Origin of the sequence: Methylobacterium sp. E-066, from assembly GCF_022829635.1 — a bacterium.
In the GTDB taxonomy this organism is placed as follows: domain Bacteria; phylum Pseudomonadota; class Alphaproteobacteria; order Rhizobiales; family Beijerinckiaceae; genus Methylobacterium.
Genome location: NZ_JAKSYO010000078.1, coordinates 1 through 25,736 on the forward strand (window position 1 = coordinate 1; position 25,736 = coordinate 25,736).

At 70.2% G+C, this 25,736-nt stretch carries 19 protein-coding genes and 2 tRNA genes; 7 read left to right on the plus strand and 14 right to left on the minus strand.

The genetic code is table 11. From position 1 onward, the window contains the following. Positions 1-21 precede the first annotated feature (21 nt). Positions 22-1,878, minus strand: a complete 1,857-nt coding sequence (locus MKL20_RS08575) for a glycoside hydrolase family 15 protein (protein WP_244036326.1) — start codon at positions 1,876-1,878, stop codon at positions 22-24. A 119-nt stretch (positions 1,879-1,997) separates the two neighbouring features. Continuing rightward, positions 1,998-3,242: an acyl-CoA dehydrogenase family protein gene (locus tag MKL20_RS08580; protein WP_244036327.1), complete on the minus strand. Its 1,245-nt coding sequence runs from the start codon at positions 3,240-3,242 to the stop codon at positions 1,998-2,000. Positions 3,243-3,358: 116 nt separating this feature from the next. Here MKL20_RS08580 and MKL20_RS08585 point away from each other — a divergent pair, with 116 nt between their 5' ends. Beyond that, a complete protein-coding gene (locus tag MKL20_RS08585; RefSeq protein ID WP_243970241.1) occupies positions 3,359-4,114 on the plus strand; it encodes a response regulator in 756 nt (251 codons plus the stop codon). Then, a complete protein-coding gene (locus MKL20_RS08590) occupies positions 4,111-5,520 on the plus strand; it encodes an ATP-binding protein (protein WP_244036328.1) in 1,410 nt (469 codons plus the stop codon). The genes MKL20_RS08585 and MKL20_RS08590 overlap by 4 nt, the downstream gene beginning before the upstream one ends. Positions 5,521-5,566: 46 nt before the next feature. Here MKL20_RS08590 and MKL20_RS08595 read toward each other — a convergent pair whose 3' ends face one another. Next, positions 5,567-7,714, minus strand: a complete 2,148-nt coding sequence (locus MKL20_RS08595; protein WP_244036329.1) for a methyl-accepting chemotaxis protein — start codon at positions 7,712-7,714, stop codon at positions 5,567-5,569. Between the two features lie 424 nt (positions 7,715-8,138). Between MKL20_RS08595 and rocF the strand changes: the two genes are divergently transcribed. From rocF to MKL20_RS08610, 3 genes are all read left to right on the plus strand, one after another. Next, positions 8,139-9,107, plus strand: a complete 969-nt coding sequence (gene rocF, locus MKL20_RS08600; RefSeq protein ID WP_244036330.1) for an arginase — start codon at positions 8,139-8,141, stop codon at positions 9,105-9,107. Continuing rightward, the gene (locus MKL20_RS08605; RefSeq protein ID WP_244036331.1) at positions 9,107-9,964 is read left to right on the plus strand and encodes an urease accessory protein UreD; all 858 of its coding nucleotides are present in this window, start codon (positions 9,107-9,109) and stop codon (positions 9,962-9,964) included. Before rocF ends, MKL20_RS08605 begins: the two co-directional genes overlap by 1 nt. Before the next feature lie 165 nt (positions 9,965-10,129). Continuing rightward, positions 10,130-10,203, plus strand: a tRNA-Cys gene (locus MKL20_RS08610). Between the two features lie 87 nt (positions 10,204-10,290). Here the strand turns inward: MKL20_RS08610 and MKL20_RS08615 are convergent. The 3 genes from MKL20_RS08615 to MKL20_RS08625 all read right to left on the minus strand — a co-directional run bounded on the left by MKL20_RS08615 (position 10,291) and on the right by MKL20_RS08625 (position 15,057). Next, on the minus strand, positions 10,291-11,979 hold the full coding sequence (locus MKL20_RS08615) for a methyl-accepting chemotaxis protein (protein ID WP_244036332.1): 1,689 nt from the start codon (positions 11,977-11,979) through the stop codon (positions 10,291-10,293). Between the two features lie 996 nt (positions 11,980-12,975). After that, a complete protein-coding gene (locus MKL20_RS08620) occupies positions 12,976-14,655 on the minus strand; it encodes a methyl-accepting chemotaxis protein (RefSeq protein WP_244036333.1) in 1,680 nt (559 codons plus the stop codon). Positions 14,656-14,913: 258 nt separating this feature from the next. Beyond that, positions 14,914-15,057: a hypothetical protein gene (locus MKL20_RS08625; RefSeq protein WP_244036334.1), complete on the minus strand. Its 144-nt coding sequence runs from the start codon at positions 15,055-15,057 to the stop codon at positions 14,914-14,916. 457 nt (positions 15,058-15,514) lie between these two features. Between MKL20_RS08625 and MKL20_RS08630 the strand changes: the two genes are divergently transcribed. Further along, a tRNA-Asn gene (locus tag MKL20_RS08630) sits at positions 15,515-15,590 on the plus strand. Positions 15,591-15,778: 188 nt separating this feature from the next. Beyond that, positions 15,779-15,997 (plus strand): hypothetical protein, encoded by a 219-nt coding sequence (locus tag MKL20_RS08635; RefSeq protein ID WP_244036335.1) that lies wholly within the window; start codon positions 15,779-15,781, stop codon positions 15,995-15,997. Positions 15,998-16,016: 19 nt separating this feature from the next. Here the strand turns inward: MKL20_RS08635 and MKL20_RS08640 are convergent, their stop codons facing one another. From MKL20_RS08640 to MKL20_RS08675, 8 genes are all read right to left on the minus strand, one after another. After that, on the minus strand, positions 16,017-16,739 hold the full coding sequence (locus MKL20_RS08640) for a response regulator (RefSeq protein ID WP_244036336.1): 723 nt from the start codon (positions 16,737-16,739) through the stop codon (positions 16,017-16,019). Next, positions 16,736-19,453, minus strand: coding sequence for a sensor histidine kinase (locus MKL20_RS08645; protein WP_244036337.1), 2,718 nt, complete (start codon positions 19,451-19,453; stop codon positions 16,736-16,738). The genes MKL20_RS08640 and MKL20_RS08645 overlap by 4 nt, the downstream gene beginning before the upstream one ends. Positions 19,454-19,588: 135 nt before the next feature. Next, positions 19,589-19,972 carry a nuclear transport factor 2 family protein gene (locus MKL20_RS08650; RefSeq protein WP_243970217.1) on the minus strand — a complete coding sequence of 128 codons (384 nt, stop codon included), beginning with the start codon at positions 19,970-19,972 and terminating at the stop codon, positions 19,589-19,591. A gap of 184 nt (positions 19,973-20,156) precedes the next feature. Continuing rightward, positions 20,157-20,762: a K(+)-transporting ATPase subunit C gene (locus tag MKL20_RS08655; RefSeq protein ID WP_244036338.1), complete on the minus strand. Its 606-nt coding sequence runs from the start codon at positions 20,760-20,762 to the stop codon at positions 20,157-20,159. A gap of 38 nt (positions 20,763-20,800) precedes the next feature. Further along, positions 20,801-22,891, minus strand: a complete 2,091-nt coding sequence (gene kdpB / locus MKL20_RS08660) for a potassium-transporting ATPase subunit KdpB (protein WP_244036339.1) — start codon at positions 22,889-22,891, stop codon at positions 20,801-20,803. Between the two features lie 50 nt (positions 22,892-22,941). After that, positions 22,942-23,139 carry a hypothetical protein gene (locus MKL20_RS08665; RefSeq protein ID WP_244036340.1) on the minus strand — a complete coding sequence of 66 codons (198 nt, stop codon included), beginning with the start codon at positions 23,137-23,139 and terminating at the stop codon, positions 22,942-22,944. A 1-nt stretch (position 23,140) separates the two neighbouring features. Then, on the minus strand, positions 23,141-24,856 hold the full coding sequence (gene kdpA, locus MKL20_RS08670) for a potassium-transporting ATPase subunit KdpA (RefSeq protein ID WP_244036341.1): 1,716 nt from the start codon (positions 24,854-24,856) through the stop codon (positions 23,141-23,143). Positions 24,857-24,878: 22 nt separating this feature from the next. Continuing rightward, positions 24,879-24,968, minus strand: coding sequence for a K(+)-transporting ATPase subunit F (locus tag MKL20_RS08675; protein ID WP_007559906.1), 90 nt, complete (start codon positions 24,966-24,968; stop codon positions 24,879-24,881). Between the last annotated feature and the right edge of the window lie 768 nt (positions 24,969-25,736).

Consider the following 25,736-nt stretch of genomic DNA (forward strand, 5'->3'; position numbering starts at 1 on the left):
GGGACGCGGCCGTGAGTTTGCTTATTCGGCCGCCCGCCGCTCGATCGCGTCGACCAAGCCGAACCGGTCGATGCTGTCCTCCAGCCGCAGGGCCGCGTTGATCAGCGCCATGTGCGAGAAACCCTGGGGCACGTTCCCGCGCTGCTCGCCGGTGGCCGCGTCGATCTCCTCGGCGAACAGGCCGACATCGTTGCCGCGCGCGATCAGCCGCTCGAACACCGCCTTCGCCTCGCTGGTGCGGCCGTCGAGCGCGAGGCAGCCGACCCGCCAGAACGCGCAGGCCGTGAACGTGCCCTCATCGCCCTTCAGGCCGTCATCCATCCGGTAGCGGTAGATCAGGTCGCCGTCGCCGAGTTCCCGCTCGATCGCCTCCAGGGTCGCGCGGGTGCGCGGCTCGGACGGATCGAGCGCCCCGAACAGGGCGACGCGCAGCACGGCGGCGTCGAGGTGGTGGGATTCGTAGGCGCCGGTATAGGCCTGCTTCTCCGGGCTCCAGCCCTTGTCGAGATACTCCGCCCGGACCTCGGATGCGATCCGCTCCCACGCGGCGATCTTCTCGGCGGGGACGCCCTTGATGTTGCGGCCGATCCGGGCGGCGTCGGTCAGCGCCACCCAGATCATCGCTTTGGTGTGGACTTGGTGGCGCGGCCCGGTCCGCAATTCCCAGATGCCGTTATCGGCGTCGTGCCGGTGGCGGATCGCCCGGGCGGTGAGGTTGTCGAGCACCTCGGGCAGGCGGTCGTTGACCTTCTCGGGCGGGTCGTAATCGACCGCCTCCAGGAACACGCAGAGCGCCCTCAGCAACTCGCCGTAGATGTCGTGCTGGTCCTGGGCCTCGGCGAGGTTGCCGATCACCACCGGGCCGACGCCGTTCCAGCCGGCGAGGTGGTCCAGCACCTCTTCCGACGGCATGCCGTCGCTGATGCCGTACATCAGCTTGGTGTCGCGCCCGTAGGACCCGTCCCGTTCGCGCAGGAAGCGCAGGAACTCGGCGGCCTCGCGGACATAGCCGAGCATCACGAACGCGGTGACCGTGAAGGCGGCGTCGCGCATCCAGGTGAAGCGGTAATCGTAGTTGCGGTCGCCCGGTACCGCCTCCGGCAGCCCCGCGGTGGCCGCCGCCACGATCCCGCCCGTGGGCGAGTAGGTCAGGAGCTTGAGGCACAGGGCCGAGCGCATCACGGCATCCCGGTAGGCGCCCTGATAGGAGCTGCGGGCGCTCCAGCGGCGCCAGTATTCGCTCGTGGTCTCCAGCCGGCTTTGCGCCCCGGCGAAATCGTCGATGCAGGCGTCCTCGTTGTCCTCGCCATGGGTCAGGACAAGATAGGCGGTCTCGCCCTCGGCGAGGCTGAAAGCGACTTCGGCCTCGTCGCCCGCCAGGTCCGGCTGCGGGAAGGCGTTGACGCGCAGGCGGCAATCCCCGGCCTCGAACAGGACGGACCGGCCCTCGACGATCGGCGTGCAGGGGCGGCGGGCGTAGTCGAAGGTCGGGCGCACCACGAACCGGCCGGTAACATGCCCGCTGTCGCAGGTGAGCAGCCGGATCAGCCGGCTCTCGCCCTCGCCGTCGGGGCCCTCGTCGGGCTCCGGGCTCGGCGGGCTGACCGGCATCAGGTCGAGCAACCGGGCGCGCCCGGTGGCGGTGGTGAAGGTGGTCTCCAGGATGTTGGTGTCGGGCAGGTAGCGGCGTTCGGTGCCCTCGAGCCCCGCGAAGGCGAGGCTGCACGCGCCGCCCTTGTCGTCGTCCAGGAGCTTCAGGAACAGGGCCGGCGAGTCGTGGCGCGGCCAGCACAGCCAGTCGATCGAGCCGTCCCGGGCGATCAGGGCGCAGGAATGGGTATCGCCGATGAGGGCGTAGTCGCTGATGGGCTTCGACACGGGGCTTCCGAATGGCGGCTGCGCCGATGGTGCGGCGCAAGAGAGATCCCGGTGAGGTAGCCAGACCGGACGGGGCGGGGAGTCCGGCTCGACGATTCGCCGCACGGAGCCGCGATCGATCACGCCCCCGGTCGCGGCAGCATCCGGTCGCTGATGATCCGCCGCTGGATCTCGCTGGTCCCCTCGAAGATCGTGGTCAGCCGCGCATCGCGCCAGTAGCGCTCGACCCGCCGCTCGGTGGTGTAGCCGTTGCCGCCGTGGAGCTGCATCGCCTGGTTGGTGACACGCACGGCCATCTCGGCGGCGAGCAGCTTCACCATCGCGGATTCGCTTTCGGCCGCTTCGCCCTGGTCGAGGAGGTGGGCGACCTGATGCCAGAACGCCCGCGCCTGGGCGACCTCCGCGGCCATGTCGGCCAGCGCGAAGCGCAGGGCCTGGAAATCGCCGATCGGGTGGCCGAACTGGACGCGCTCCTGCAGGTAGGCTTGCGTATCCTCCACGGCCGCCCGCGCCACCCCGACCGCCCGGGCCGCCGTGTGGACCCTTGCGATGTTGAGCCCGCGCTGGACCGAGGCGAAGCCGCCGGAATCGGCGTCCGCTCCCTGGTCGCCGTAGAGGCCGGTGAGCCGGTCGCTCTCGGGCACGCGCACGCCGTCGAGGTCGAGCTCGAAGGTCTGGAATCCGTGATAGCCGATCTTGTCGATCACCCGGCCGGTCATGCCGGGCGGGAAGATGTCCCGGTCCTTCACCACCAGGAACGGCTCCAGGCCGGCCGAGCGCGATTCGCCGGGCTCCGGATCGCGGGTGCGGGCCAGGACCTCGACGAAGTCGGCACCCTTGGCGAAGCCGGCCCAGCGCTTGGTGCCGGTGAGCACCCAATCGTCGCCGTCCCGCACCGCCCGGGTCTGTACCCCGGCGAGGTCGGAGCCGGCATTGGGCTCCGACAGCGAGATCGAGCCGATCCAAGCCCCCTTGGCCGAGCGCCGCAGCAGGTCGGCCCTCCGCTCCGGGTCGAGGGTCTGAGTGCCGAGCCCCTGGCCGCGGGCCAGGATGCTGCCCACCGACAGCCAGGCCCGGGCCAATTCCTCCGAGACCAGGCAATACTCGAACACGCCGAGGCCGAGGCCGCCCTGCCCCTCGGGAATCGTGATGCCGAACCAGCCCTTCTCGGCCATGGCGTCGATGAGCGACCGGGGCATCTCGGCCTTCTGCCGGTCGAGCTCGTCGGCGAGCGGCAGCACCGTGTCGCGGGCGAAATCGCGGGCCTCGGCCTGGAGCGCGGCCCGCGCGGGCGTGTGCCACGGCGAGGCCAGTTCGGGCGGCTTCGGCGCGATCGGATCCGGCTTGGCCGCCTTGGTGGTCATGGTCTCTCCCGGAATCCATTCGCCGCCACAGCTACGGCTGTGCTGGAAACACGCGCTTACAAAATGGTTCCCGCGCGCATCTTCGAATAATCGCCGCTTCGGCGCATAATCACCTGATGACGCTCGCCGATCCGCTCGCCGATTCCTGCGCGATGACCGCACCCGCCACACCCCACATCCTCGTGGTCGAGGACGACCGGGAGATCTCGGCCCTGGTCGCCCGCTACCTGCGCGGCAACGATTGTCGCGTGACGCTGGCGGGCGACGGCGCCGAGATGGACCGGGCGCTGGCGGAATCGCGCATCGACCTGATCGTGCTCGACCTGATGCTCCCGGGTGAGGACGGGCTGAGCCTGTGCCGGCGCCTGCGGGCCTCGTCACAGATCCCGATCCTGATGCTGACCGCGAAATCCGAGGAGGTCGACCGCATCCTCGGCCTGGAGCTCGGCGCGGACGATTACCTCGCCAAGCCGTTCAACCCCCGGGAACTCCTGGCCCGGATCCGGGCGATCCTGCGCCGGGTCGCCGCCGAGGCGCCCGATCCGGACGAGCGCCGGCGCCTGCATTTCGCCGGCTGGACGCTGGACGTGTCGCTCCGGCAGGTTCTGTCGCCGGAGGGCGCCCGGATCGCCATGACGGGCGCGGAATTCGACCTCCTGCACGCGCTCTGTCTGCGGCCGGGCCGCGTACTGTCGCGGGACCAGCTCCTCGATCTCACCCAGGGCCGCTCGGCCGGGCCGTTCGAGCGCAGCATCGACGTGCTGATCTCGCGCATCCGCCAGAAGATCGAGCGGGACACGCGCAACCCCGAATTCATCCGGACGATCCGCTCGGGCGGCTACCTGTTCACGCCTGAAGTGACCCGGTCATGACCGCGTTCCAGCGCCTGCGCGCCCGGCTGCGCCCGCAGAGCATCGCGGGCCAGATCGCTCTCTTGGTCGTGGCCGGGATCGCGGTGGCCCATATGGTCGCCACCGCGGCGTTCCTGCTCCTGCACGAACCGCAGAACCCGGATACGCTGCCGGGCGTCGCCGCGGGCCGGCTGTCCACGCTGGTGCGGCTCCTCGACGAGGCGGACCCGGCCGTGCGGCCGGCCCTGCTGGCGAGCGGGCGCAGCCTGCCGCTGGTCCGGGTCGAGGCCTGGGACGGGACGGTGCCGCCGGGTGCGGCGCCCGTGCCCAACCTGCCGGTCATCAACCGCCTGCGCGTCGGCGCCGGCCGGCCGGTGACTGTCGTCGATCTCTCCGCCATCGATCCCGAGCAGGCGCAGTCGGACGGGTTGCTGCATATCGGGGTGGTGACGCCGACCGGGGCGACCCTCCAGGCCACGCTGCCGAACGGCCCCCTGCGGCCGCCCCGGCAGGGGGCTTTGATCTTCACGGTCGTGTTTCTGGCGCTGACCCTGGCCCTGCTCTGCGTCTGGGCGACCCGGGCCCTGACGGCGCCGCTGGCGCGGCTCGCCGGCGCCGCGGAGGCGTTCGGCACGCGGGACGACCACGTCGCCCTGCCGGAGGCGGGGCCCCGCGAGGTGCTCGCCGTCTCCCGGGCGCTCGACCGGATGCGGGCGCGCGTGCGCCGCCTGATCGACGACCGCACCCAGATGCTGGCCGCGATCAGCCACGACCTGCGTACCCCGATCACCCGCCTGCGCCTGCGCGCCGAGTTCATCGAGGACGAGCACACCCGCACCGCCACCCTGCGCGACCTGGAGCAGATGAACGGGCTGGTCGAGGCGGCGCTCTCCTTCGTGCGCGATGGGCAGACCCGCGATGCCGGCAGCCTCGGCCTCGTGGACCTCGCCTCGGTGGTGCAGACGGTCTGCGATGACTTCTCGGATTTCGGCGCGGCGGTGAGCGTCGGGCGCAGCCGCCACGTCCTGGTGCAGGGGCGGGCGGAGGAATTGCAGCGGGCGATCACCAATCTGGTGGACAACGCCGTGAAGTATGGCGGACGGGCGGAGGTCCGGATGGAGACCTCCGAGCGGGGCATCCGGGTCTGCGTGCTCGATCAGGGGCCGGGCATCCCTGATTCGGAGCGCGACGCGATGCTCCAGCCCTTCGTGCGCGGCGACCGCGCCCGCAACCTCAACGAGGCCAGCGGCTTCGGCCTCGGCCTGTCGATCGTGCTGGCGATCGTCGAGGCGCATAATGGCCGGCTGATCCTGGAGAACCGGCGCGAGGGCGGACTCTGCGCCGCCATCGAATTGCCCCTGGCCGCGCAGGTCTATGCGGGGCGGACGGCGCAGCCGGCATCGCCGCTGCCGGCCCGGGCGGCCTGAGACCGTCCGGGCCGGGAACTTGCGGGACGGAGACTTGCGGGTCGGATCAGGCCGCCCGGACGTTCTGCAGGAACTGGAAGACCTCGGCGCGCAGCCGCTCCGACTGGGCCGCGAGGTCGTCCGAGGCCTGCGCGACCGAAGAGGCGGCCTGGCCGGCATTGCCGGCGACCCGGGCGACCTCGGCGATGTCGGTGGTCATCCCGCTGGTCCCGGTCGAGGCCTGCCCCATGCTGCGGACGATGTCCTGCGTGGTGACGCCCTGCTCCTCGACGGCGGCCGAGATGCTGGTGGAGACGTGGTTCATCGCCTCGATCTGGGACACGATGCCCTGGATCGCCTCGGAGACGCCGCCGGTCACCGCCTGGATCGACGCCACCTGACGGCTGATTTCTTCCGTGGCCCGGCTGGTCTGGGTCGCGAGTTCCTTGACCTCGGCCGCGACTACCGCGAAGCCGCGGCCGGCCTCGCCGGCACGCGCCGCCTCGATCGTGGCGTTGAGCGCGAGCAGGTTGGTCTGGCCGGCGATGGTCGAGACCATCCCGACCACGTCGCCGATGCGGGTGGCGGCGGCGGCGAGATTCGCCATCGTGCCCTCGGCCCGCTTGGCCTCGTCGACGGCCGTGGCCGACATGCCGGCGGCCTGCTCGACCTGACGGCCGATCTCCTGCACGGTGGCACCGAGCTGTTCCGCGGCGGCCGCGACGGCGTCGACGTTGTCGGCGGTCTGGCGCGCGGCGCTGGCGACGCTGGTCGAGCGCTCGGAGGTGCCGGCCACGGCGGCCCGCATGGTGCCGGACGCATCCTGAAGCGCCGCGACCCCCTGGCTCAGCCCTTCGGCGATGCCGCCGACCGAGCGCTCGAAATCGTCGGCGAGATCCTGCAGCATGACCCGGCGGGCCTGCTCCTCGCGCATCCGCGCCGCCTCCGTGGTCTGCAGCTGCTGCGCTGCCTCTTCGAGCGACACGTCGCGGATGGTGACCACGGCGCGGGCGATGTCGCCGATCTCGTCCCGGCGCCGGCTGCCCGGCACATCCGTGAGGGCCTGCCGGTCGGCGAGCGCCTTGAGCGCCCGGGTCAGGGCGCCGAGCGGCGACACGATCGAGCGCGCCAGCAGCATGCCGAGCAGGGCGGTTCCCCCCAGGACGCAGAGCCCGATCAGGAACAGCGTGCGCGACAGCGCCTGCACGGCGTGGATCGCCTCCGCCTGCGACTGCTCGGCCACCACGGTCCAGGGCGCGCCCAGGACGCTGACCGAAGAGGCCGCCGCCATGTGGGGGCCGTCCGCGGCCGGGAACTCGAAGCCGCCGCCGGCCTTGAGGCGGTCCGCCGCGATCCCGAGGGGCGCGAGGCCGTCGCCGGCCTTCGCCGCCTGGCTCAGCGGCGGGTTGCTGCGCAGACGCCCGTCAGCGCCGGCGGCCAAGACCTGACCTGTCTCGCCGAGGCCGGTCCGCTTGGCGAGCGCCTGATCGAACAGGGTCGGCGTCACCCGCATGGCGATGAAGCCGATCCGCTCCGCCGCCTGGGCCGTGCCCATGGCGACGTTGGCCCGCTTGGTCATCGCCCGGCCGATGAAGGCCGCCGGCACGCCGTCCACCGGATAGGCCGCAAAGTCTTCGAACAGGACCGCGCTCGGGTCGGCAGCTTTGAGCCGCTCGACCAGGCGCGCGAGCGCCGTGCCCTTCAAGCCCTCCTCCGCCACCGACTTGGCGAAGTCGCCGCCCTTGGTGGTCGTGTAGACGATGCGGCCGTTGTCATCGAGGAACAGCAGGTCGGCATAGCCGGCCTGGGCGACGAGCTTGCGCGCCACCTCCTGGACCTTGACGTGCCGGCGCCCGTACATGCCGCTCCCGTCCAGCGCGACCCGCGCCTCGACGGTCTGCGGCGCCTGGAACGCCTCGACCACCGCAGCCGTCTCCGGCTTGGCCGGGTCGAGGGTCTCGATCAGGTCGGGGAAGTTCGAGACGATCTGCGGATGCGCCGCTGCGGCGAGGAAGTCGGCCTGCATCCGGTCCGCCACCAGCTCGATCCCGTCCCGACGCGCGGCAGCGGCGAGTTGCAGCCGCTCGTTCGCCGCGTCGATCAGCCCGGACTTGGCGGAATACCAGCTGAAGCCGCCCATCGCGGTGGCGCTGAGCAGGGCCAATCCGATCGTCATCGCCGGCAGGCGCGCACTCAGCCGCGAAAGCATCACCATGACAGGCCCACAACGTCTTCGGATTGATAGACTGCCGCAACCTTAGGGCAATGTCACTAAAATCTGGTAAACGTGAGACCGAAAGCATGTTTTCGTTGCGCGCGATCTAATCTATTTCGATAGTATATCTTCCAATATTTGCCCAACAGCGCCCGGATATAAGCGGGGGCTGCTCTAGATGAATCGCCGGATCCGCATGAATACGGCCTTCGAAAACCGATGTTGCGCGCATGACTTCCTCGTTGGCACCCCTGACGGCCCCGCCCAGCCGGCGCGACCGCATTCATGGAAGCGCGGCCCGGCGCTTGCTGGCGATCGGGAAGCGCGGACGCGAATCGGTGGCTTGCCCCGGCAAGTCCGCCTAGAGCATCGGCGGAGCGCCAAAACCTCAAGCTAAGACCTTCACCTGGACCGAGGGGACCGGATGACGAGCGAGACCAGCCGAGAGGAGGCGCGCCGGATCGCGCTGATCGGGGCACCGATCGAGGTCGGCACCAGCGAGCCCGGCGCGCTCATGGGCCCGGCAGCGCTCCGTACGGCCGGCCTCGCCCGGACCCTGTCCGATCTGGGCCACGCGGTGGTCGACCACGGCGACATCGTCCCCGATGGCCCGGCCGACGGGCGCGGCCTGCAAGCCGTCGCGGCCTGGACCCGCTCCCTGTCCCGGGCGGTCGAGGCTGCCCTCGAGGCCGGCTCCGTGCCGCTCGCCGCCGGCGGCGACCACAGCCTGTCCCTCGGCTCGGTGGACGGAGCGATGCGCCACTGCGCCCGGGAGGGCCGGCCGCTATTCGTGCTCTGGCTCGACGCCCATGCCGATTTCAACACGCCGGAGACCTCGCCCTCGGGCAACGTCCACGGCATGCCGCTGGCGGCGCTCTGCGGCGAGCCGGGCTTCCCGAGCCTGTTCGCCGAGCCGGTGCCAACCCCGCTGCCGCCGGAGAACGTCCACCTGTTCGGCCTGCGATCGATCGATGCCGGTGAGCGCGCCCTTGTGACCGCACGCCGGGTCGGCGTCACCGACATGCGCACCATCGACGAGTTCGGCGTCGTCGCCCCCCTGCGGCGCGTGCTCGACCGCGTGGCCCGGGACGGCGCGCATCTGCATGTCAGTCTCGACGTGGACTTCCTCGACCCGTCGATCGCGCCCGGTGTCGGCACCACCGTGCCGGGCGGCGCGACCTTCCGCGAGGCGCATCTGATCATGGAGATGCTGCACGATTCCGGCTTGGTCCGGTCCCTCGACGTGGTCGAGTTGAACCCGTTCCTGGACGATCGGGGGCGCAGCGCCCGGGTGCTGGTCGAGCTGGTGGCGAGCCTGTTCGGCCGGCGCATCCTGGATCGGCCAACCCCCGCGATCGAAGCCGTCGCGAGCGACCAAGCTGGCCGTCGCTGATGGAGGGCAGCCCAGGCGACGTACATCGTTCACCCGAGGCGCCAGCGCGCCAGCGGTCGACTGGGCGCGTCCACCTACGCGCCGGCCTATTCGGCGGCGCCGGCCCGACCCGAATCCTCGATCTCGCTGAATCCGGCCCGTCGCGGCTGCGCTTTCCGCGCGGGGAGGGGGCGCTGGAAGCGGTCCTGGTCAACACCGCCGGCGGAGTCGCGTGCGGCGATGCCTTCACGATCGCCCTCGATCTCGCCCCGGGAGCCGATCTGGTCCTGACCACCACGGCGGCGGAAAAGGTCTATCGCTCGGACGGGCCGGTGAGCCGGATCGAGAACCGCGTCACCCTGGGGGAGGGCGCCCGGCTGGCCTGGCTGCCGCAGGAGACGATCCTGTTCGATCGCGCCCGGGTGCGGCGGCGTTTCGAGGCGGATTTGGCCGAAGGCGCCGCCCTGCTCGCCGTCGAGATCGTGGCCTTCGGCCGTGCCGCCCGGGGCGAGCGGATCCAGGCGGGGCTGTTCGCGGATGCCTGGCGCGTGCGGCGGGCCGGACGGCTCGTCTACGCCGACAGTTTTTGGCTCGATGGCCCGATCTCCGATCTTCTGGCCCGGCCGGCGATCGGCGGCGGCGCGCGGGCCTGCGCAACCCTGCTCGACGTCTCCGATGGCGCCGAAGCGCGGCTGGAGGAAGCCCGCGCTCTCTTGGAACAGGCCACTACGCCGGGAATCGAGGCGGCGGCGAGCGCGTGGAACGGGCATCTCGTCATCCGGGCCCTGTCGGATGCGGTCGGCCCCCTGCGCGGCCTCGTCGCCCGTGTCCTGGCCTCCTATCGCGAGCGGCCGATGCCCCGAGTCTGGCAGAGCTGAAGAGCGCGACGCCGGACCGGATAGCCCGACGGCTCCGACCAAGATCATATTCCCGCGCAGAAGCCGCATCGCGACCGTTGCCTGCCGCCACCGACCTCTGCTAGAGACGCCCACCCGGAGCCGGCCGTCAGGCTCCGAGGGCGACGCCGCGGCGTCGCGACGAGGGGCCTCGTGGCGGAGTGGTTACGCAGAGGACTGCAAATCCTTGCACCCCGGTTCGATTCCGGGCGAGGCCTCCATCGTTTTTTTGAGCAGCGCCGTTCAGATCAGGCCGCCGGCATTTCAGGCGCAGCGCACCTGCCCGAGCGATTGAACCGGCCTCCGCATCAGGCCGCAGCGACCTGAGCCAGGAACGTCTCGATCGCCCGTTGCAGGCTGTGCGTGCCGGCATTCACCTGCAGGGCGCTCTGTCGGACATGCTCCGCCTGCTGCTCGTTCGAGGCCGCGGTGGCGCGCACGCCCGCGACGCTGTCTGAGACCTTTCGGGATTCCAGCGCCGCGCTGGTGATCGCGCGGGCGATCACCTGGCTCGACTGCCCCTGCTGGTCGGCCGCGACCGCGACCTCGGAGGCGATGGAACTCATCTGCGCGATCGTCTGCCCCACGGTGCCGATCGAGCCGATCGCCCCGACCGTGTCGGCGGCGGCCGCCTGGATAGCCCCGATGTGATGGGCGATGCGGTCGGTCGCCTGCGCGGTCTGGGCCGCCAGATCCTTGACCTCGGTCGCGACCACGGCGAAGCCGCGCCCCGCAGCCCCGGCGCGGGCCGCCTCGATTGTGGCGTTGAGGGCCAGCATGTTGGTCTGCGCTGCTACCGCGCGGATCAGCGCGATCACGGTCCCGGCCTCGTCGGCGGCTTGGGACAGGGTCGTCACCGTCGCCACCAGCCCCTGCGTGTCGGAGAGCGCCGTCGAGGCGATCACGCTCGTGTGCCGGACCTGGTTCTCGATTTCCCGGGCCGCGACCGACAATTGCTCCGCGGCGCTGGCGATGCTGACGACGACGCCGGCGGTCTGGTCGGACGCCTCCGCGGCGACGGCCATCTGCGCGGTCGTCTCGCCGACGAGGCCGGAGAGCGCGTCGGCCGAGACCTGCATGGCCTCCGCCAAGGCGGCAAGATCCGCCACGGTGCGATGCGTCTCCTTCTCGAAGGCCCGGGTCGCCGCGGCCAGCCGCTCGGTCCGGACGAGGTCCCGCGCGGTGCGGGCGCGCGCGTCGCCGTCGAGGGTTCGCTTCTCGATCATCGCCGTCTGGAACGCCGCGATCGTATGCGCCATCTGGCCGATCGCGTCCTGCCGGTCGGTGAACGGAACCACGTTGTCGAGCCGATCCGCCGCCAGGGCCTGCATCGCGGATTTCAGCTTGGCCAAGGGCTGCTGGACCTGGGCGACGATGATCCAGATCGCGGCGAGCAGCCCCAGGGCGAGCGCTACCGCCGGCACCACGATCAACGCGAGGATCGCCCGGCTCTGCTCCAAGGTCGCGACCGTGCGCTGATCGTTGAGGCGGCCCAGCACCTCGCGGCCGAGCGAGCCGATCTCCGCGATCATGCGCTCGCGGTTCTTCACCGTTGCCTCATCGGTGGCCTGGATCAGGGCCGCCTTGGGCGAGATCGTCAGGCCGAGCTCCGCCGTCTCGGTCTGGTAGGCGATGAATTCCTTCACGAACAGATCGAACTTGCGCCGGCGCTCCCGCGGAAGGTGATACTCCATCGCCTCCAGGAACGGCCCCCGGACCTGCTCCACCGCCGCCAGGGCTTCCTGCAACGCGGACAGGCGCGTGCGCGCCTCGTTGGTGTTCTCGGCCGTGTAGAGCGCCGTGGCCTGCACGACCGCGTGCTCGATCGCCTGGCCCAACGCACCGGCCTGGAGGCCGGCATTCCAGATCCTGTCCGTGACGGCGGCGCGCTCCTGCTCCCACAGTGATTGACGCACGGCGAAGGCCGAGATGCCGACCGCGACGAAGCCCAGCAGGCCGACGACCGCCGCCAGCTTGAAACCGAAAGAATTGCGCATCTGAAACACGAGAACCTTCTCAATCCTACCGACGCGTGATGGCGTCGTCGCAATGCAATGTATCGATGGATGCGTCTTCGCTCCCGAGACCATCCGGTGATCGGTCGGAAAGCGCGCCCGGGCTTCAAGAAGCGCGCGACAGCCGCCGTCGAACGCGGATCAGCTATCGGCAGGGCGAAGCCTCAGCCCGACTGGCCTGGCGAGGACGGCGATGACGGGATAGCTCCGTCGGACTAAAGATCGGCAATGCAGACATGGGTGGGCAAGTCAGGGTGTCGAGGCTGATTTCAGCACGGCTATAGAGATACCGCCATAAACCTTAGCACGTCAATACACGCGAAAGTTGTCAATATTTGAAAATTGAGTTGATAAGTATCGGCTGAATTTTAATGCTCGTTTCTTTACAATATTGACCATCGTCATTTCTGTGAACGGTCAAACGACAGATGCCGAATTGGCATGCGGAATCGGAAACATCCGCGCCCTACGCCTTTGAGTTTCGCGTTCAGGGACATTGCTGTCGGGATGAGGCGCGGCCGACGGATTGAGCAGCCTGGCTCACGCACCGGCGAAGGCGACCGGGATCGGCCTGCGCACCGCGAGGCCGGGGCGGTGCCCGGCAGGGTGGCGGCGAAGGCTAACGGATTCACACATCGGGTCCGTTAGCAAGCGCTTGCTGCACCAAGCTTTTCCCCTCCCCCTTGCGGGGAGGGGCCAGGGGTGGGGGTGGTGCAGGATCGAGCCTGACGGTGCCTTCTGAACCACCCCCACCTCCAACTCCTCCCCGCAAGGGGGAGGAGAGCCCGTCCCGCCTTCCGCGAGCCGATGGGTGAATATCCTAGGCGGCGAAGGAGGGGGCCGTTCGGCCGTATCGGCTGAACTGCGCGTCGCCGAAGCGGATGCCGGTTCGGCGACGGCGAGCGGGTCACATCAAAGGCGGGGCCATATCAAAGACTTGGACCCGTCCTCGACCGCGTCGAGACGCTGCGACGCGCCTCAGGCGGCGTGAACCTGCCCCAGGAAGGTCTCGATCGCCTGCTGCAGGGTCCGGGTCCCGGTGCTGACCCGGGAGGCGCTGCCCCGAACCTGCTCGGCCTGGACCTCATTGGAGGTCGCGGCGGCGCGCACGCCCCCGACGCTCTCCGAGACCTTGTGGGAATCCGCCGCCGCACCCGCGATGGCGCGGGCGATCTCCTGGCTGGCGGCGCCCTGCTGATCCGCCGCCTGGGCCACCTCCGAGGCGATGACGCTCATCCGGGCGATGGTCTCGCCGATCGACCCGATGGCGTCGACCGTGTTGGACGCGGCGCCCTGGATCGCCCCGACCTGCCCGGTGATGCGGTCGGTGGCGAGCGCCGTCTGGCCGGCCAGCGCCTTCACCTCGGCGGCCACCACGGCGAAGCCGCGCCCCGCAGCCCCGGCGCGGGCCGCCTCGATCGTGGCGTTGAGGGCGAGCAGGTTGGTCTGCTCGGCAACCGTGCGGATCAGGGTCACGACGGCGTCGATCTCGGCCGCGGCCTGCGACAGGCTGGAGACCGTGACTTCAAGTTGCTTGGTATCGTTGAGGGCTGTCGCCGCGATCTCGCTCGTGTGCCGGACCCGCGCCTCGATCTCCCGGGCGGAGGCCGCGAACTCCTCGGCAGCACTGGCGATGCTGTCGACGATGCCGGCGGTCTGGCTCGAGGCTCCCGCGACCACGGCAGCCCGGGCGGCCATGTCCCCCGCCGTGCCGGTCAGCGTCGCGGCCGCCTCCTGCATCGAGTCCGCCGATCCGGCGAGGTCCGCCACCGCGCGATGCGTCTCGCCCTCGAAGGCCCGGGTCGCCGCTGCCAGTTGCTCGGTCCGGACGCGGTCACGGTCGCGGCGGGCCTGCGCTTCGGCGTCGAGCCCGCGCTTCTCGAGCAAGGCGGTCTGGAAGCCCGCGATGGCGTCGGCCATCTCGCCGATCTCGTCCCGGCGGAGGGTGAACGGGATGGTGCGGCCGAGGTCGTTGGCCGCCAGGGCGGTCATGCTGGCCTTCAGGCGGTCGAGCGGCCTCTTGACCTGGCTGAGGATGATCCAGATCGCGGCGAGCAACCCGAGGGCGAGCGCGACGGCCGGCACGACGATCAACGCCATACGGGCCTGGCGGCGATCCGCGGCGTCTGCGGCGCGACGCTCGTTGAGGCGGGCCAGAACCTCGCGCCCGAGCAGGCCGATCTCGGTGATCATGTGCTCGCGGTTCTTCACCGTCGCCTCGTCGGTGGCCTGGATCAGGGCCGCCTTGGGCGAGATCGTCAGGCCGAGTTCGGCGGTGTCGGTCTGGTAGGCGATGAATTCCTTCACGAACAGGTCGAACCGGCGGCGCCGGTCCGGCGGCAATTGATCCTCCATCGCCTCCAGGAACGGCACGCGGACCTGCTCCACCGCAGCCAGGGCGTCGTGAAGCGCGGACAGGCGCGTGCGCGCCTCCGCCGTGTCGTCGGCGGTGTAAAGCGCCGTGGCTTGCACGACCGCGTGCTCGATCGCCTGGCCCAGCGCACCGGCCTGGAGACCAGCGTTCCAGATCTTGTCCGTGGCGGCGGCGCGCTCCTGCTCCCAGAGCGATTGGCGAATGGCGAAGGCTGAAATGCCGACCGCTACGAAGCCTAGCAGGCCGACGACCGCCGTCAGCTTGAGGCCGAGAGAGATGCGCATGAGAAGGAGACCGGTTTCCGGACGAATCGATGGACGGGGCAGTACTATAGCAACGCTTGCGCCTGCGTTAAATATAGCCGGCAAACGCGTATCGCTTATACTTAGATTTCTGAACTATAATTGGCGCTCACGAAGATAAAAGGCGCGTCAGGATTACACAAATCACGCTCGAAATCTTCGGTCATCGTATCGTCTTGGCGGCGGGAAACCTGACCTTCGCGGTGCGGCTCCGCTGTCCGATTGCGCGACCGGGCCATCTCAAACGGAATGCGCCAGGATCACGCGCGCCGCGACGGCGACGATCAGGAATCCGATCAGCGACAGGCCGATGTAGTCGGGCATGCGGCTCCCGCGCTCGCGGTCGGACTCCAAGGCCTCATGGGTGCCATCGGGATCGCGCACCCTTTTCAGACCTCCGGAGACGAGGCGAACGGACCCGTGCGGCCCAATCCTATGCGTGAAACCCGATCGCGCCGGATGTCGGCGTATCGCCGATCGAGGGCAGCGGCATGAACGGTGGACACGGCGGACGGGCCTTTTGGATCGAGACTGAGTGGTACGGGCATCGGACCGCGCTGCATTCGGCGGCCCGACCCCTAGGCGGCTGCCATGACGGCGGGATGACCCCGCTGCATCGCACCGGAACCCGCGCGCCGAATCCAATCCGGCCGCGGTTGCACGCTCCATCCGGCCGGGGACTTGAACGGCATGTTGCAGCAAGGCAACATCGCTGCCGGTTGAGCGCCGGCAAAACACCCCATCGAGCGGCTCATAGAGGGCACGCGCTCACGAAGCGCGTCGATCGCGCCAATCAGGGTCTTGCGTCCCGCGAGAGCGGTGTGTAGAGACCCGCTCGTGATCCCCGATAGCTCAGTTGGTAGAGCAGGCGACTGTTAATCGCCTTGTCGCAGGTTCGAGTCCTGCTCGGGGAGCCATCTCTTCTCCTAACATTCTCAAGCGCTTAGAGCGGCGACGCCTTGTGTCGTGGAGGCCGGCTTCGCCCGGCCGCCGATCCTAATGGGACGCTCATGCGATCGGCCCGGTTTCCCGCTCGAACCCTCACGCGTCCCGGCCCAGCTTGAGGCCGCGGTCCCCGGAGGATCGCGGCAACCCCAGACGTCCGATGTCGCCGACCCTTCACATCATCGCGCCGGCGGGGGAGACCGCCCGGTTCGTCGTCGGGCAGGATCCCGAAGGCCGTTGGGTTGCCGTCGAGATCCATGGGCGGGCCGGCGGCCTGTTCCGGAGCCGGGAGGCCGCGGTCGATTACGCTGTGGGCGAGACCGACCACCGGCCCGATGCCGTATCGCTCTCCGCGGAGCGCATCGAACTGCGGCTGTGAAGGCTGGCGGCGCGGCGCCTCAACGCCCGCTATCCACGACGGGCGGCTTCAACGTCGGCTCGTCGTCGGGGGCGCGCAGGCGGTAGCCGACGCCGGTCTCGGTGAGGAGGAGGCGCGGGCGCTCGGGGTCGGCCTCCAGCTTTTGCCGGAGCTGGCGCATGTAGACCCGCAGGTATTGCGGATCGGAGGAGACCGAGACCGCCTGCATCAGCTGCGCGTGGGTCAGCACCTTGCCGGCATGCATCACCAGCACGCGCAGGAAATCGTATTCCCGCGGGGTCAGCTTCACCTCGGCCTCGTCGATCCTCACGATGCGCCGGACCAGATCGATCGAGAGCCGGTCGACCCGGAAGATCGGGCGCTCGCCCTGGACGGCGAGTTGGTGGCGCAGGGCGGCGCGCAGGCGGGCGAGCAGCTCGGCCATGCCGAAGGGCTTGGTGACGTAATCGTCCGCGCCGAGATCCAGCGCCTCGACCTTGCCGGCCTCGTCGGTGCGGCTCGACAGCACCACCACGGGCAGCTCCGGATGGCGCGCCCGGATCGTGCGCAGCAGGTCGTGGCCGCGCATGTCCGGCAGGCCGAGATCGAGGATGACGAGATCGACCCGGTCGCGGCCCAGCACCTCCAGGGCGGCGGCGGCGTTGGGCGCCTCCAGGATGGCGTAGCCCTGCGTTGAGAGCCCCGTGCGCAGCAGCTTCCGGATCGGCGGCTCGTCGTCGATGACCAGGATGGTCGGGCTCATGCGGCGATGTCCTTCGGCGCGGTCCGGGCCGAGACCGGCAGCGTCACGGTGAAGACGGCGCCGAGGCGGTCGCGCCGGTTGGCGGCGGTGACGGTGCCGCCCATGGCCTCGATGAAGCCGCGGGCGATGGCGAGCCCCAGCCCGGTGCCGGCCCGGACCCGGTCGCTCTTGCGCACCCGGTAGAACTTGTCGAACACCCGCTCGACGTCCGTCTCCGGCAGACCGTCGCCCTCGTCCAGGATGTCGAGGCGCACCCGACCGCCCTCCCGGCGGGCCCGGACCGTGACCATCGAGCCCGCCGGGGCGTATTTGGCGGCGTTGTCGAGCAGGTTGACCAGCACCTGCTCGAACAGGACCGGGTCGAGCCGGAGCACCGGCAGGTCGGGGGCCAGATCGATCGCAACGCGATGGTCGGCGAGCACCGCCTCGACCCGGCGTAGCGCGGTGTCGACGGTCTCGGCGACGTCCTGCGGCGCGAGGTTCGGGGCGACGGCGCCAGCCTCCAGGCGGGTCATGTCGAGCAGGTTGGCGATGAAGCGGTTCAGCCGCTCGGATTCGGCGATGATCGTCGCCAGCAGGTCGGCCTTCGCCTCGGGAGGCAGGTCGGCGTCGAGGTCGCGCAGGGTGCTGGCCGCCCCGAGCACCGAGGCCAGGGGGGTCCGCAGGTCGTGGCTGATCGAGGTCAGGAGAGCCTGGCGCAGCCGGTCGGTCTCGGCGGCGCGCTCGGCCCGGTCGAGATCCTCCACCAGCCGCACCCGCTCGATGGCGAGCGCGCCCATATCGGCGAGCGCGTCGAGCAGGCGCCGTCCCTCGGGGGTCAGGATCGGCCCGGCGCCGTCCGCGTCGAGACCGATCACCCCGATCGTGCCGCGGCCGGTCCGCATCGGCAGGAACAGCCGCTTGGCGCCCGGCAACGTGTCGGCGCCGCGACCGGCCGGGCGGTCGTTGTCGAAGGCCCATTGGGCCGCCGCGAGATCGGCGGCGTCCAGCCTGTCCTCCGGCGGGTAGCCGGCCCGCACGGTAATGGCCTTGCCGTCCGGCAGCAGCAGGACCACCCGGACCTTGAGCATGGCGGCCACCTGCGCGCAGGTCGCCCAGAGCACGTCGTCGAGGGTGCCGCAGCCCGCGAGCTTGCGCGAGAACCCGAACAGTCGCTCGGTGGACTTGGCCCGCCCCTGGCTCACCATCGCGATCCGGCGGGCGCGGGCGGCGAGGTTCGAGACCAGCACGGCGACCAGGGTGAACAGCAGGAAGGCGGCGACGTTGGTCGGGTCGGCGATGGTGAAGGTGTAGACCGGCGGCAGGAAGAAGAAGTTGTAGGCGAGCGAGGCCGACACCACCGCCGCAAGCGACGGCCCGAGCCCCCAGCGTACCGCCACCGCGACCACCCCGGTCAGCAGCATCAGGTCGGCATTCTCGAGGCCGGTATAGGGCTGGAGCAGCAGCGCCGCGCCGAGCGCCGCCGCAATCGCCAGCAGCGCCATCAGGTAGGGGCCGGGCGCGACGGTCGCGGCCGGGGCGGCGGTGGCCACGGGCCGGCGCGACGGAGCCTCCGCCGGCACGGCCTCCCCCGGCACCACGTGGACGCTGATATTTCCGCTGCGGCGCACGAGGTCGTGCACCACCGAGCCGTTCACCAGCTCGAACAGCCAGGAGCGCGCTGCCTTGCCGACCACGATGTGGTTGACGTTGGCCGAGCGGGCATAGGCCAGGATGTCGTCGGCGACGCGCCGGCCGCCGGGCAGGGTGACGGCGTCGCCCCCGAGCCGGTCGGCGAGCCGCAGGGTCTCGGCGATCCGGTCACGCTCCGCCTCGCTGCGGCTGCCCGCGCGCGGCGCCTCGATGAACAGCGCCGTCCAGGGGGCGTGCAGCCGGTCGGCGACGCGCTTGGCGTAGCGCACGAGGCCGGCCGAGCGCGGATCCGCGCTGATGCAGACCAGCACCCGCTCGCCGGCGCTCCAGGGCCCCGCGATGGCGTTGGCCTGCATGTGGCTGAGCAGCTCGTCATCGACCCGGTCGGCGGTGCGGCGCAGGGCCAGCTCGCGCAGGGCCGTGAGGTTGCCGCGGGAAAAGTAGTGTTTCAGGGCGCGCTCGGCGTTGGTCGGGACGTAGACCTTGCCGTCCTTGAGCCGCTGGATCAGGTCGTCCGGGTTGAGGTCGACCACCTCGATATCGTCCGCCCGGTCCAGGATGCCGTCCGGCACGGTCTCGCGGACGCGGATGCGGGTGATCTGCGCCACTACGTCGTTGAGACTCTCGACATGCTGGATGTTGAGCGTCGTGTAGACGTCGATGCCGGCATCGAGCAGCTCCTCGACATCGTGGTAGCGCTTCGGGTGGCGCGAGCCCGGCGCGTTGGTGTGGGCGAGTTCGTCGACGAGCGCCAGCGCGGGCCTCCGGGCCAGCAGGGCGTCGAGATTCATCTCGTCGAGCATGGTGCCGTGATAGGGCACGGCGCGGCGCGGAATGACCGTAAAGCCGTCGAGCAGGGCCTCGGTCTCGGCTCGGCCGTGAGTCTCGACGATGCCGACCACCACGTCGATGCCGGCCCTGGCCCTGGCCCGGCCGATGGTGAGCATCTCGTAGGTCTTCCCGACCCCGGGGGCGGCGCCCAGAAACACCTTCAGCCGGCCGCGGGTACGCGACTCCCGGCGCACCGCTTCGAGCAGCGCCTCGGGGGTGGGGCGGGTCGGATCGCGGCCGGTCTCGGACATGGTTTTTTCGGGGGTGACCGCGGTCAGCTTGGCAATCGCGAGGTCCGCATCCGGCCGTATGGCGGACCCGTCATTCTCGCACGCGTCAACCTTTTGCGCGATGCGGATCGCGAGCTGGACGGACGCGCCTCCCGGTCAAAACATGCCATTCGGGTTGGCGGAGGTCTCCGGCAGGACTTGCAGGACGTCCCAATGCTCGACGATCTTTCCGTCATCATCGAGCCGGAAGAGATCCATGGTCGCGTAGTCATCGCCGCCCGGCCAGTGCTGATGGCAGTGCAGGACGACGAAGTCACCCTCGGCGATGGCGCGCTTGATCGCGACGCGCTTACCCGGCCATTCCCGCGCCATGCGTTCGAAATACGCAATGAACCCGTCTTTCCCGGTCGCCACATGCGGATTGTGCTGGATGTACGCAGCACCCGCATAACGCTCGATTGCCTCGCGCGGCTGACACGCGTTGAACATCAGCTCATAGAAGGCGATCACATCCGCCTTTCTTTGCACAAGGTCGCTCATGACATCTCTCGCGTCTGCGTGACCGAAGCGGATCCCGGATCGGCGCAAGCGAACGCGTGGCGATCGGCAAAGGCCCTGGGTCGGCGGTCCGCCGATCAACATACCATCGTGGGCAGCCTGCAAATACCAAGCGGCCCAAGCGATGGATCTGTCTTGGCGTGGAAGAGCCGCCCATGATGGTCCCTCAACGCGCACCCAGACCATCCAGCGCAAGGTTCAACGCCAGCACGTTGACCCGCGTCTCGCCGAGCAGCCCGAGCGTGCGGCCCTCGGTCTGCTCGGCGACGAGCCGGCGAACCTGATCCTCGGGCAGGTTGCGGGCCTTGGCGACCCGGGGCACCTGGAACAGGGCGGCGTCGGGCGAGATGTCCGGATCGAGGCCCGACCCGCTGGTGGTGACGAGGTCCACCGGGACCGGGTGGCCGGGATTCTCCGCCTGCAGCGCGTCGCGGTCGCCCCTGACCCGCTCGGCCAGCGCGGCGCTGGTCGGGCCGAGATTGGAGCCCGCGGAATTGGACGCGTTGTAGGGCGCCGGCACGGTCTTGGCCGGGTCGGCCGGGTCCGCGGCGCTCGTGGCCGAGGGCCGGCCATGGAAGTAGGTGGCGCCGGTGAAGTTCTGGCCGATCAGGCTTGAGCCGACGACATGGCCGTCGCGCTCGATCAGGCTGCCGGCGGCACGCGCCGGGAAGATCAGGCCGGCGAGGCCGGTCACGGCGAGCGGGTAGGCGAGGCCGGTGATCGCCGTCAACACGGTGAGCAGGACCAGGGCGGGACGAAGCTGGCTGAGCATGGCGGGTCTCCAAGGGACCGATTCAGGAGGGGACCGGTTCAGGCGAGATGCAGGGCGGTGACGGCGAGGTCGATGGCCTTGATGCCGGCGAACGGCACCAGGACACCGCCGAGCCCGTAGATCAGCAGGTTCCGGCGCAGCAGCGCGGCGGCGCCCACGGCGCGGTAGGTCACGCCTCGCAGGGCCAGCGGGATCAGCGCCACGATGATCAGGGCGTTGAAGATGATTGCCGACAGGATCGCGCTCTGCGGTGAGGCGAGACCCATGACGTTGAGCGTCTGGAGCTGCGGGTAGAGCCCGAGGAACATCGCCGGGATGATCGCGAAATACTTCGCCACGTCGTTGGCGATGGAGAAGGTGGTCAGCGCTCCGCGGGTCATCAGCAATTGCTTGCCGATGCCGACGATCTCGATGAGCTTGGTCGGGTCGGAATCGAGATCGACCATGTTGCCGGCCTCCCGGGCCGCCATTGTTCCGGTGTTCATGGCGACGCCGACATCGGCCTGGGCGAGGGCGGGGGCGTCGTTGGTGCCGTCGCCGCACATGGCGACGAGCTTGCCCTGGGCCTGCTCGGCGCGGATCAGCGCCAGCTTGTCCTCCGGGGTGGCCTGGGCGAGGAAATCGTCGACGCCGGCCTCCGCGGCGATGGCGGCGGCGGTCATCGGGTTGTCGCCGGTGATCATCACCGTGCGGATGCCCATCCGGCGCAGCTCCGCGAAGCGCTCGCGGATGCCGCCCTTCACGATGTCTTTCAGGTAGACGACACCGAGCAGCCGGCCGTCCCGGGCCACCGCCAGCGGCGTGCCGCCGGCCTTGGCGATCGTCTCGGCGATGGCGCGGATCTCGGCGACGGAGTCGGGCTCCGCCTCCGGCTGGTAGGCCAGCGCCGCGTTCGAGCCCCGGCTTGCCATCGGCTGCACAGAGACCGAGGCGATCACCGCCTCGACCGCACCCTTGCGGATCGAGACTCCGTCGAGATCGACGCCGCTCATGCGCGACTGGGCGGTGAACGGTACGAAGCTGGCATTGAGGCCCGCCATGTCCCGGGCCCGGATGCCGTAGGCCTCCTTGGCGAGCACCACGATCGAGCGGCCCTCCGGCGTCTCGTCGGCGAGCGAGGCGAGCTGGGCCGCGTCGGCGAGATCGGCCGCACTCACCCCGGCGACCGGCCGGAACTCGGTGGCCTGGCGGTTGCCGAGCGTGATCGTGCCTGTCTTGTCCAGGAGCAGCGTGTCCACGTCGCCAGCCGCCTCGACCGCCCGGCCCGACAGGGCCAGCACGTTGAAGCGCACCAGCCGGTCCATGCCGGCGATGCCGATGGCCGAGAGCAGGGCGCCGATCGTCGTCGGGATCAGGGTGACGAACAGCGCGACCAGCACGATCAGCGGGATCGCGCCGCCGGCATAGGACGCGAAGCTCGGGATCGAGGCCACCGCGAACACGAACACCAGGGTCAGCCCGGCGAGCAGGATGTTAAGCGCGATCTCGTTCGGGGTCTTCTGCCGGGACGCGCCCTCGACCAGGGCGATCATCCGGTCGACGAAGGTCGAGCCGGCGGCCGCGGTGATCCGCACCCGGATCTGGTCGGAGAGCACCTGCGTGCCGCCGGTCACCGCCGAGCGGTCGCCGCCGGATTCGCGGATCACGGGGGCGGACTCGCCGGTGATCGCGGCCTCGTTGACCGAGGCGACGCCCTGGATGACCTCGCCGTCGGAGGGGATCAGGTCGCCGGCCTCGACCAGCACCACGTCGCCGACCTTGAGGCTGGTGCCCGGGACGGTCTCGTAGCGCTCGCCCGGGCCGGTGAGGCGCTTGGCCATCGTCTCGGTGCGGGTGCGGCGCAGGCTGTCGGCCTGAGCCTTGCCGCGACCCTCGGCCAGGGCCTCGGCGAAGTTGGCGAAGACCAGGGTGAACCACAGCCACAGGATGATCTGGCCGGAGAACAGCAGGTCGCCGGCGCCGGTGGCGACGTCGCGGACGAACAGCACGGTGGTGAGCGCGGCCACGACCTCGACCACGAACAGGACCGGGCTGCGGATCATGGCGCGCGGATCGAGTTTCTTCACGGAGCCGACGAGGGCCGGTCCGACGAGGGCGGGGCTGAACAGGGAAGCGGTCTGACGGGACATGGAGCGGGTGTCCGGAGAGGGGCGGGGAGGCGCGGGCGCGCCTCGGGATGTCAGGGGGCCGGGGTGCCGGCGGTCAGCGCGTAGGCGGCCATCAGCGCCAGGGCCGCGAGCAGCAGGACGCCGAGCAGCGCCAGGACGAGGTCAGAGGTCCGCGGCGGCGGCGCTCCGGCCCGGTGCCGGGGTGGCGGCGCCCGGTGCAGCATCAGGTGATGGCGCGGCATGCGCCGGGTCAGGAACGTGCGCGGCATCTCAGCCTCCTGTCGCGAAGGTCTGGCCGGCGGCGCCGGCGAGGTGCTCGACCACCGGCCCCAGCGCCAGGGACGGGAAGAAGGTCAGCCCGCCGACGATCAGGATCACGCCGACCAGGAGGCCGATGAACAGGCCGCCATGGGTCGGGAAGGTGCCGGCCGAGGCCGGCAGGGTCTTCTTGGCGGCGAGCGAACCCGCGATGGCGAGCACCGGGATCTTCACGAAGAACCGGCCGACCAGCATCGCGAGGCCCAGCGTGCTGTTGTAGAACAGGGTGTTGGCCGTGAGCCCGCCGAAGGCCGAGCCGTTGTTGGCCGCCGCCGAAGTGTAGGCGTAGAGGATCTCGGTGAAGCCGTGCGGCCCGGCATTGGCCGGCCCTGCGAGGCCCGCCGGCAGCACCGTGGCGAGGGCGGTGCCGCCGAGCATCATCAGCGGCAGGCACAGGATGCCGAGCATCGCCATCTTCACCTCCCGCGCCTCGATCTTCTTGCCGAGGTATTCGGGGGTGCGCCCGACCATCAGGCCGGCCACGAAGATCGCCACGATCACGAAGACCAGCATGCCGTAGAGGCCGGCCCCGACGCCGCCGATGACGATCTCGCCGAGTTGCATGTTGATCAGCGGGATCATGCCGCCGAGCGCCGTGAAGCTGTCGTGCATGGCGTTGACCGCGCCGCAGGAGGCCGCCGTCGTGACCACGGCGAACAGGGCCGAGGCACTGATCCCGAAGCGGACCTCCTTGCCCTCGAAATTGCCGCCGGCGAATCCGAGGCCGTTGAGCACCGAGCTACCCTGCGCCTCGGCCCAGTAGGTGATGAAGACGCCCGCCAGGAACAGGATCCCCATGGCGCCGAGGATCGCCCAGCCCTGCCGCTCGTCCCCGACCATGCGGCCGAACACGTTGGTGAGCGCGGCACCGATCGCGAAGATCGAGACCATCTGGACGAAGTTCGACAGCGCCGTCGGGTTCTCGAACGGGTGCGCGGCGTTGGCGTTGAAGAAGCCGCCGCCATTGGTGCCGAGCATCTTGATCGCCACCTGGCTCGCCACCGGACCGATCGCGATACTCTGCTTGGCCCCCTCCAGGGTGGTCGCGTCGATCGAGGCGCCGAGCGTCTGCGGCACGCCCTGCCAGACCAGGAACAGCGCGTAGGGGATGCAGAGCGGCACCAGCACGTAGAGGGTCGCCCGGGTGACATCGACCCAGAACGAGCCGATCGTGCCGGAAGAGGCCCGCGCGAAGCCGCGGATCAGCGCCACGGCCACGGCGATGCCGGTGGCGGCGGACAGGAAGTTCTGGTGCGTCAGCCCGAGCATCTGGGCCAGGTACGAGAGCGTGGTCTCGCCCCCGTAGGATTGCCAGTTGGTGTTGGTGACGAAGCTCGTCGCCGTGTTGAAGGCGAGGTCCGGCGCGACGGCGGCCTGCTCGGCCGGGTTCAGCGGCAGAAGCGCCTGCAGCCGCAGGATCGCGTAGAGCAGGGCGAAGCCGAGCAGGTGGAACAGGATCACGCCGCCGGCATAGGCGAGCCAGTGCTGCTCCTGCCGTGGGTCGATGCCGGCGGCGCGGTAGAAGCCGCGCTCCACCGGCGCCAGGATCGGCGAGAGCCAGGTGCGCTCGCCGTTGAACACGCGCGTCATGTAAAGCCCGAGGGGCTTCACCAGCGCCAAGACGACCGCGCAGTACAGCGCGATCTGCATCCAGCCGTTGAGGGTCATGGAAAAAATCCGTCCGGGCCGCTCAGAACCGCTCGGGGCGGACGAGGGCGTAGGTGAGGTAGCCGAGGAGCCCGAGGGTCGTGAGGGCGCCGAGGGTGAGGTCGAGGCTCATGGCGGCCCCCTCAGAAGCGGTCGCAGAGCAGGGCGTAGCCCTCGCTCAGGGCGAAGAAGGCCAGCCCCGCGGCGATGAAGATGAGATCGAGCATGATGAATCCGCGTCGGTTCTGCGGGCGGCGCGGCCCTGCCGCGACCGATCCCGGCCGACCCGGATTGTGGGCTTGAACCGCGTTAGGGTTCGAGACGGAGAGGCGGGCGAACTTATAAGGATCGCATGAGGATCGGCGGGGGTGAGGCCGTGCTCGGCACCGAGCCAGCAGGCCGCGAGGGGCCTGCTGGCTCGTACGGACCATCGGATCCATAAATCTCCGGAAGGGGCACGGGTCCCCTCTCCCGTGCGGGAGAGGGACAGGGTGAGGGATGCGCGTTTTCCGGAAAAGGCTGGTCCCTCACGCCAGCCCTCTCCCGCACGGGAGAGGGGGCGCGTCGCGCCCCGCACAAGCCGGCGTGCGCCCTCCCCTTTGAAGTAAGCGGCCCAACTATGCTGCCGAACGAGGCTGGGGCGCCTCTCCCATGCTGGTCTAAGGGGTACCACGCCGGCTTGTGCGGGGCGCGACGCGCCCCCTCTCCCGTGCGGGAAAGGGCTGGGGTGAGGGACCAGCCTTTGCCGGAAAACGCGCATCCCTCACCCTGTCCCTCTCCCGAACGGGAGAGGGGACCCGTGCCCCTTCCGGAGATTTATGGATCCGAGGGTCCGTACGAGCAAGCAGGCCCCTCGCGGCCTGCTGGCTCGGTGCCGAGCACGGCCTCACCCCCGCCGATC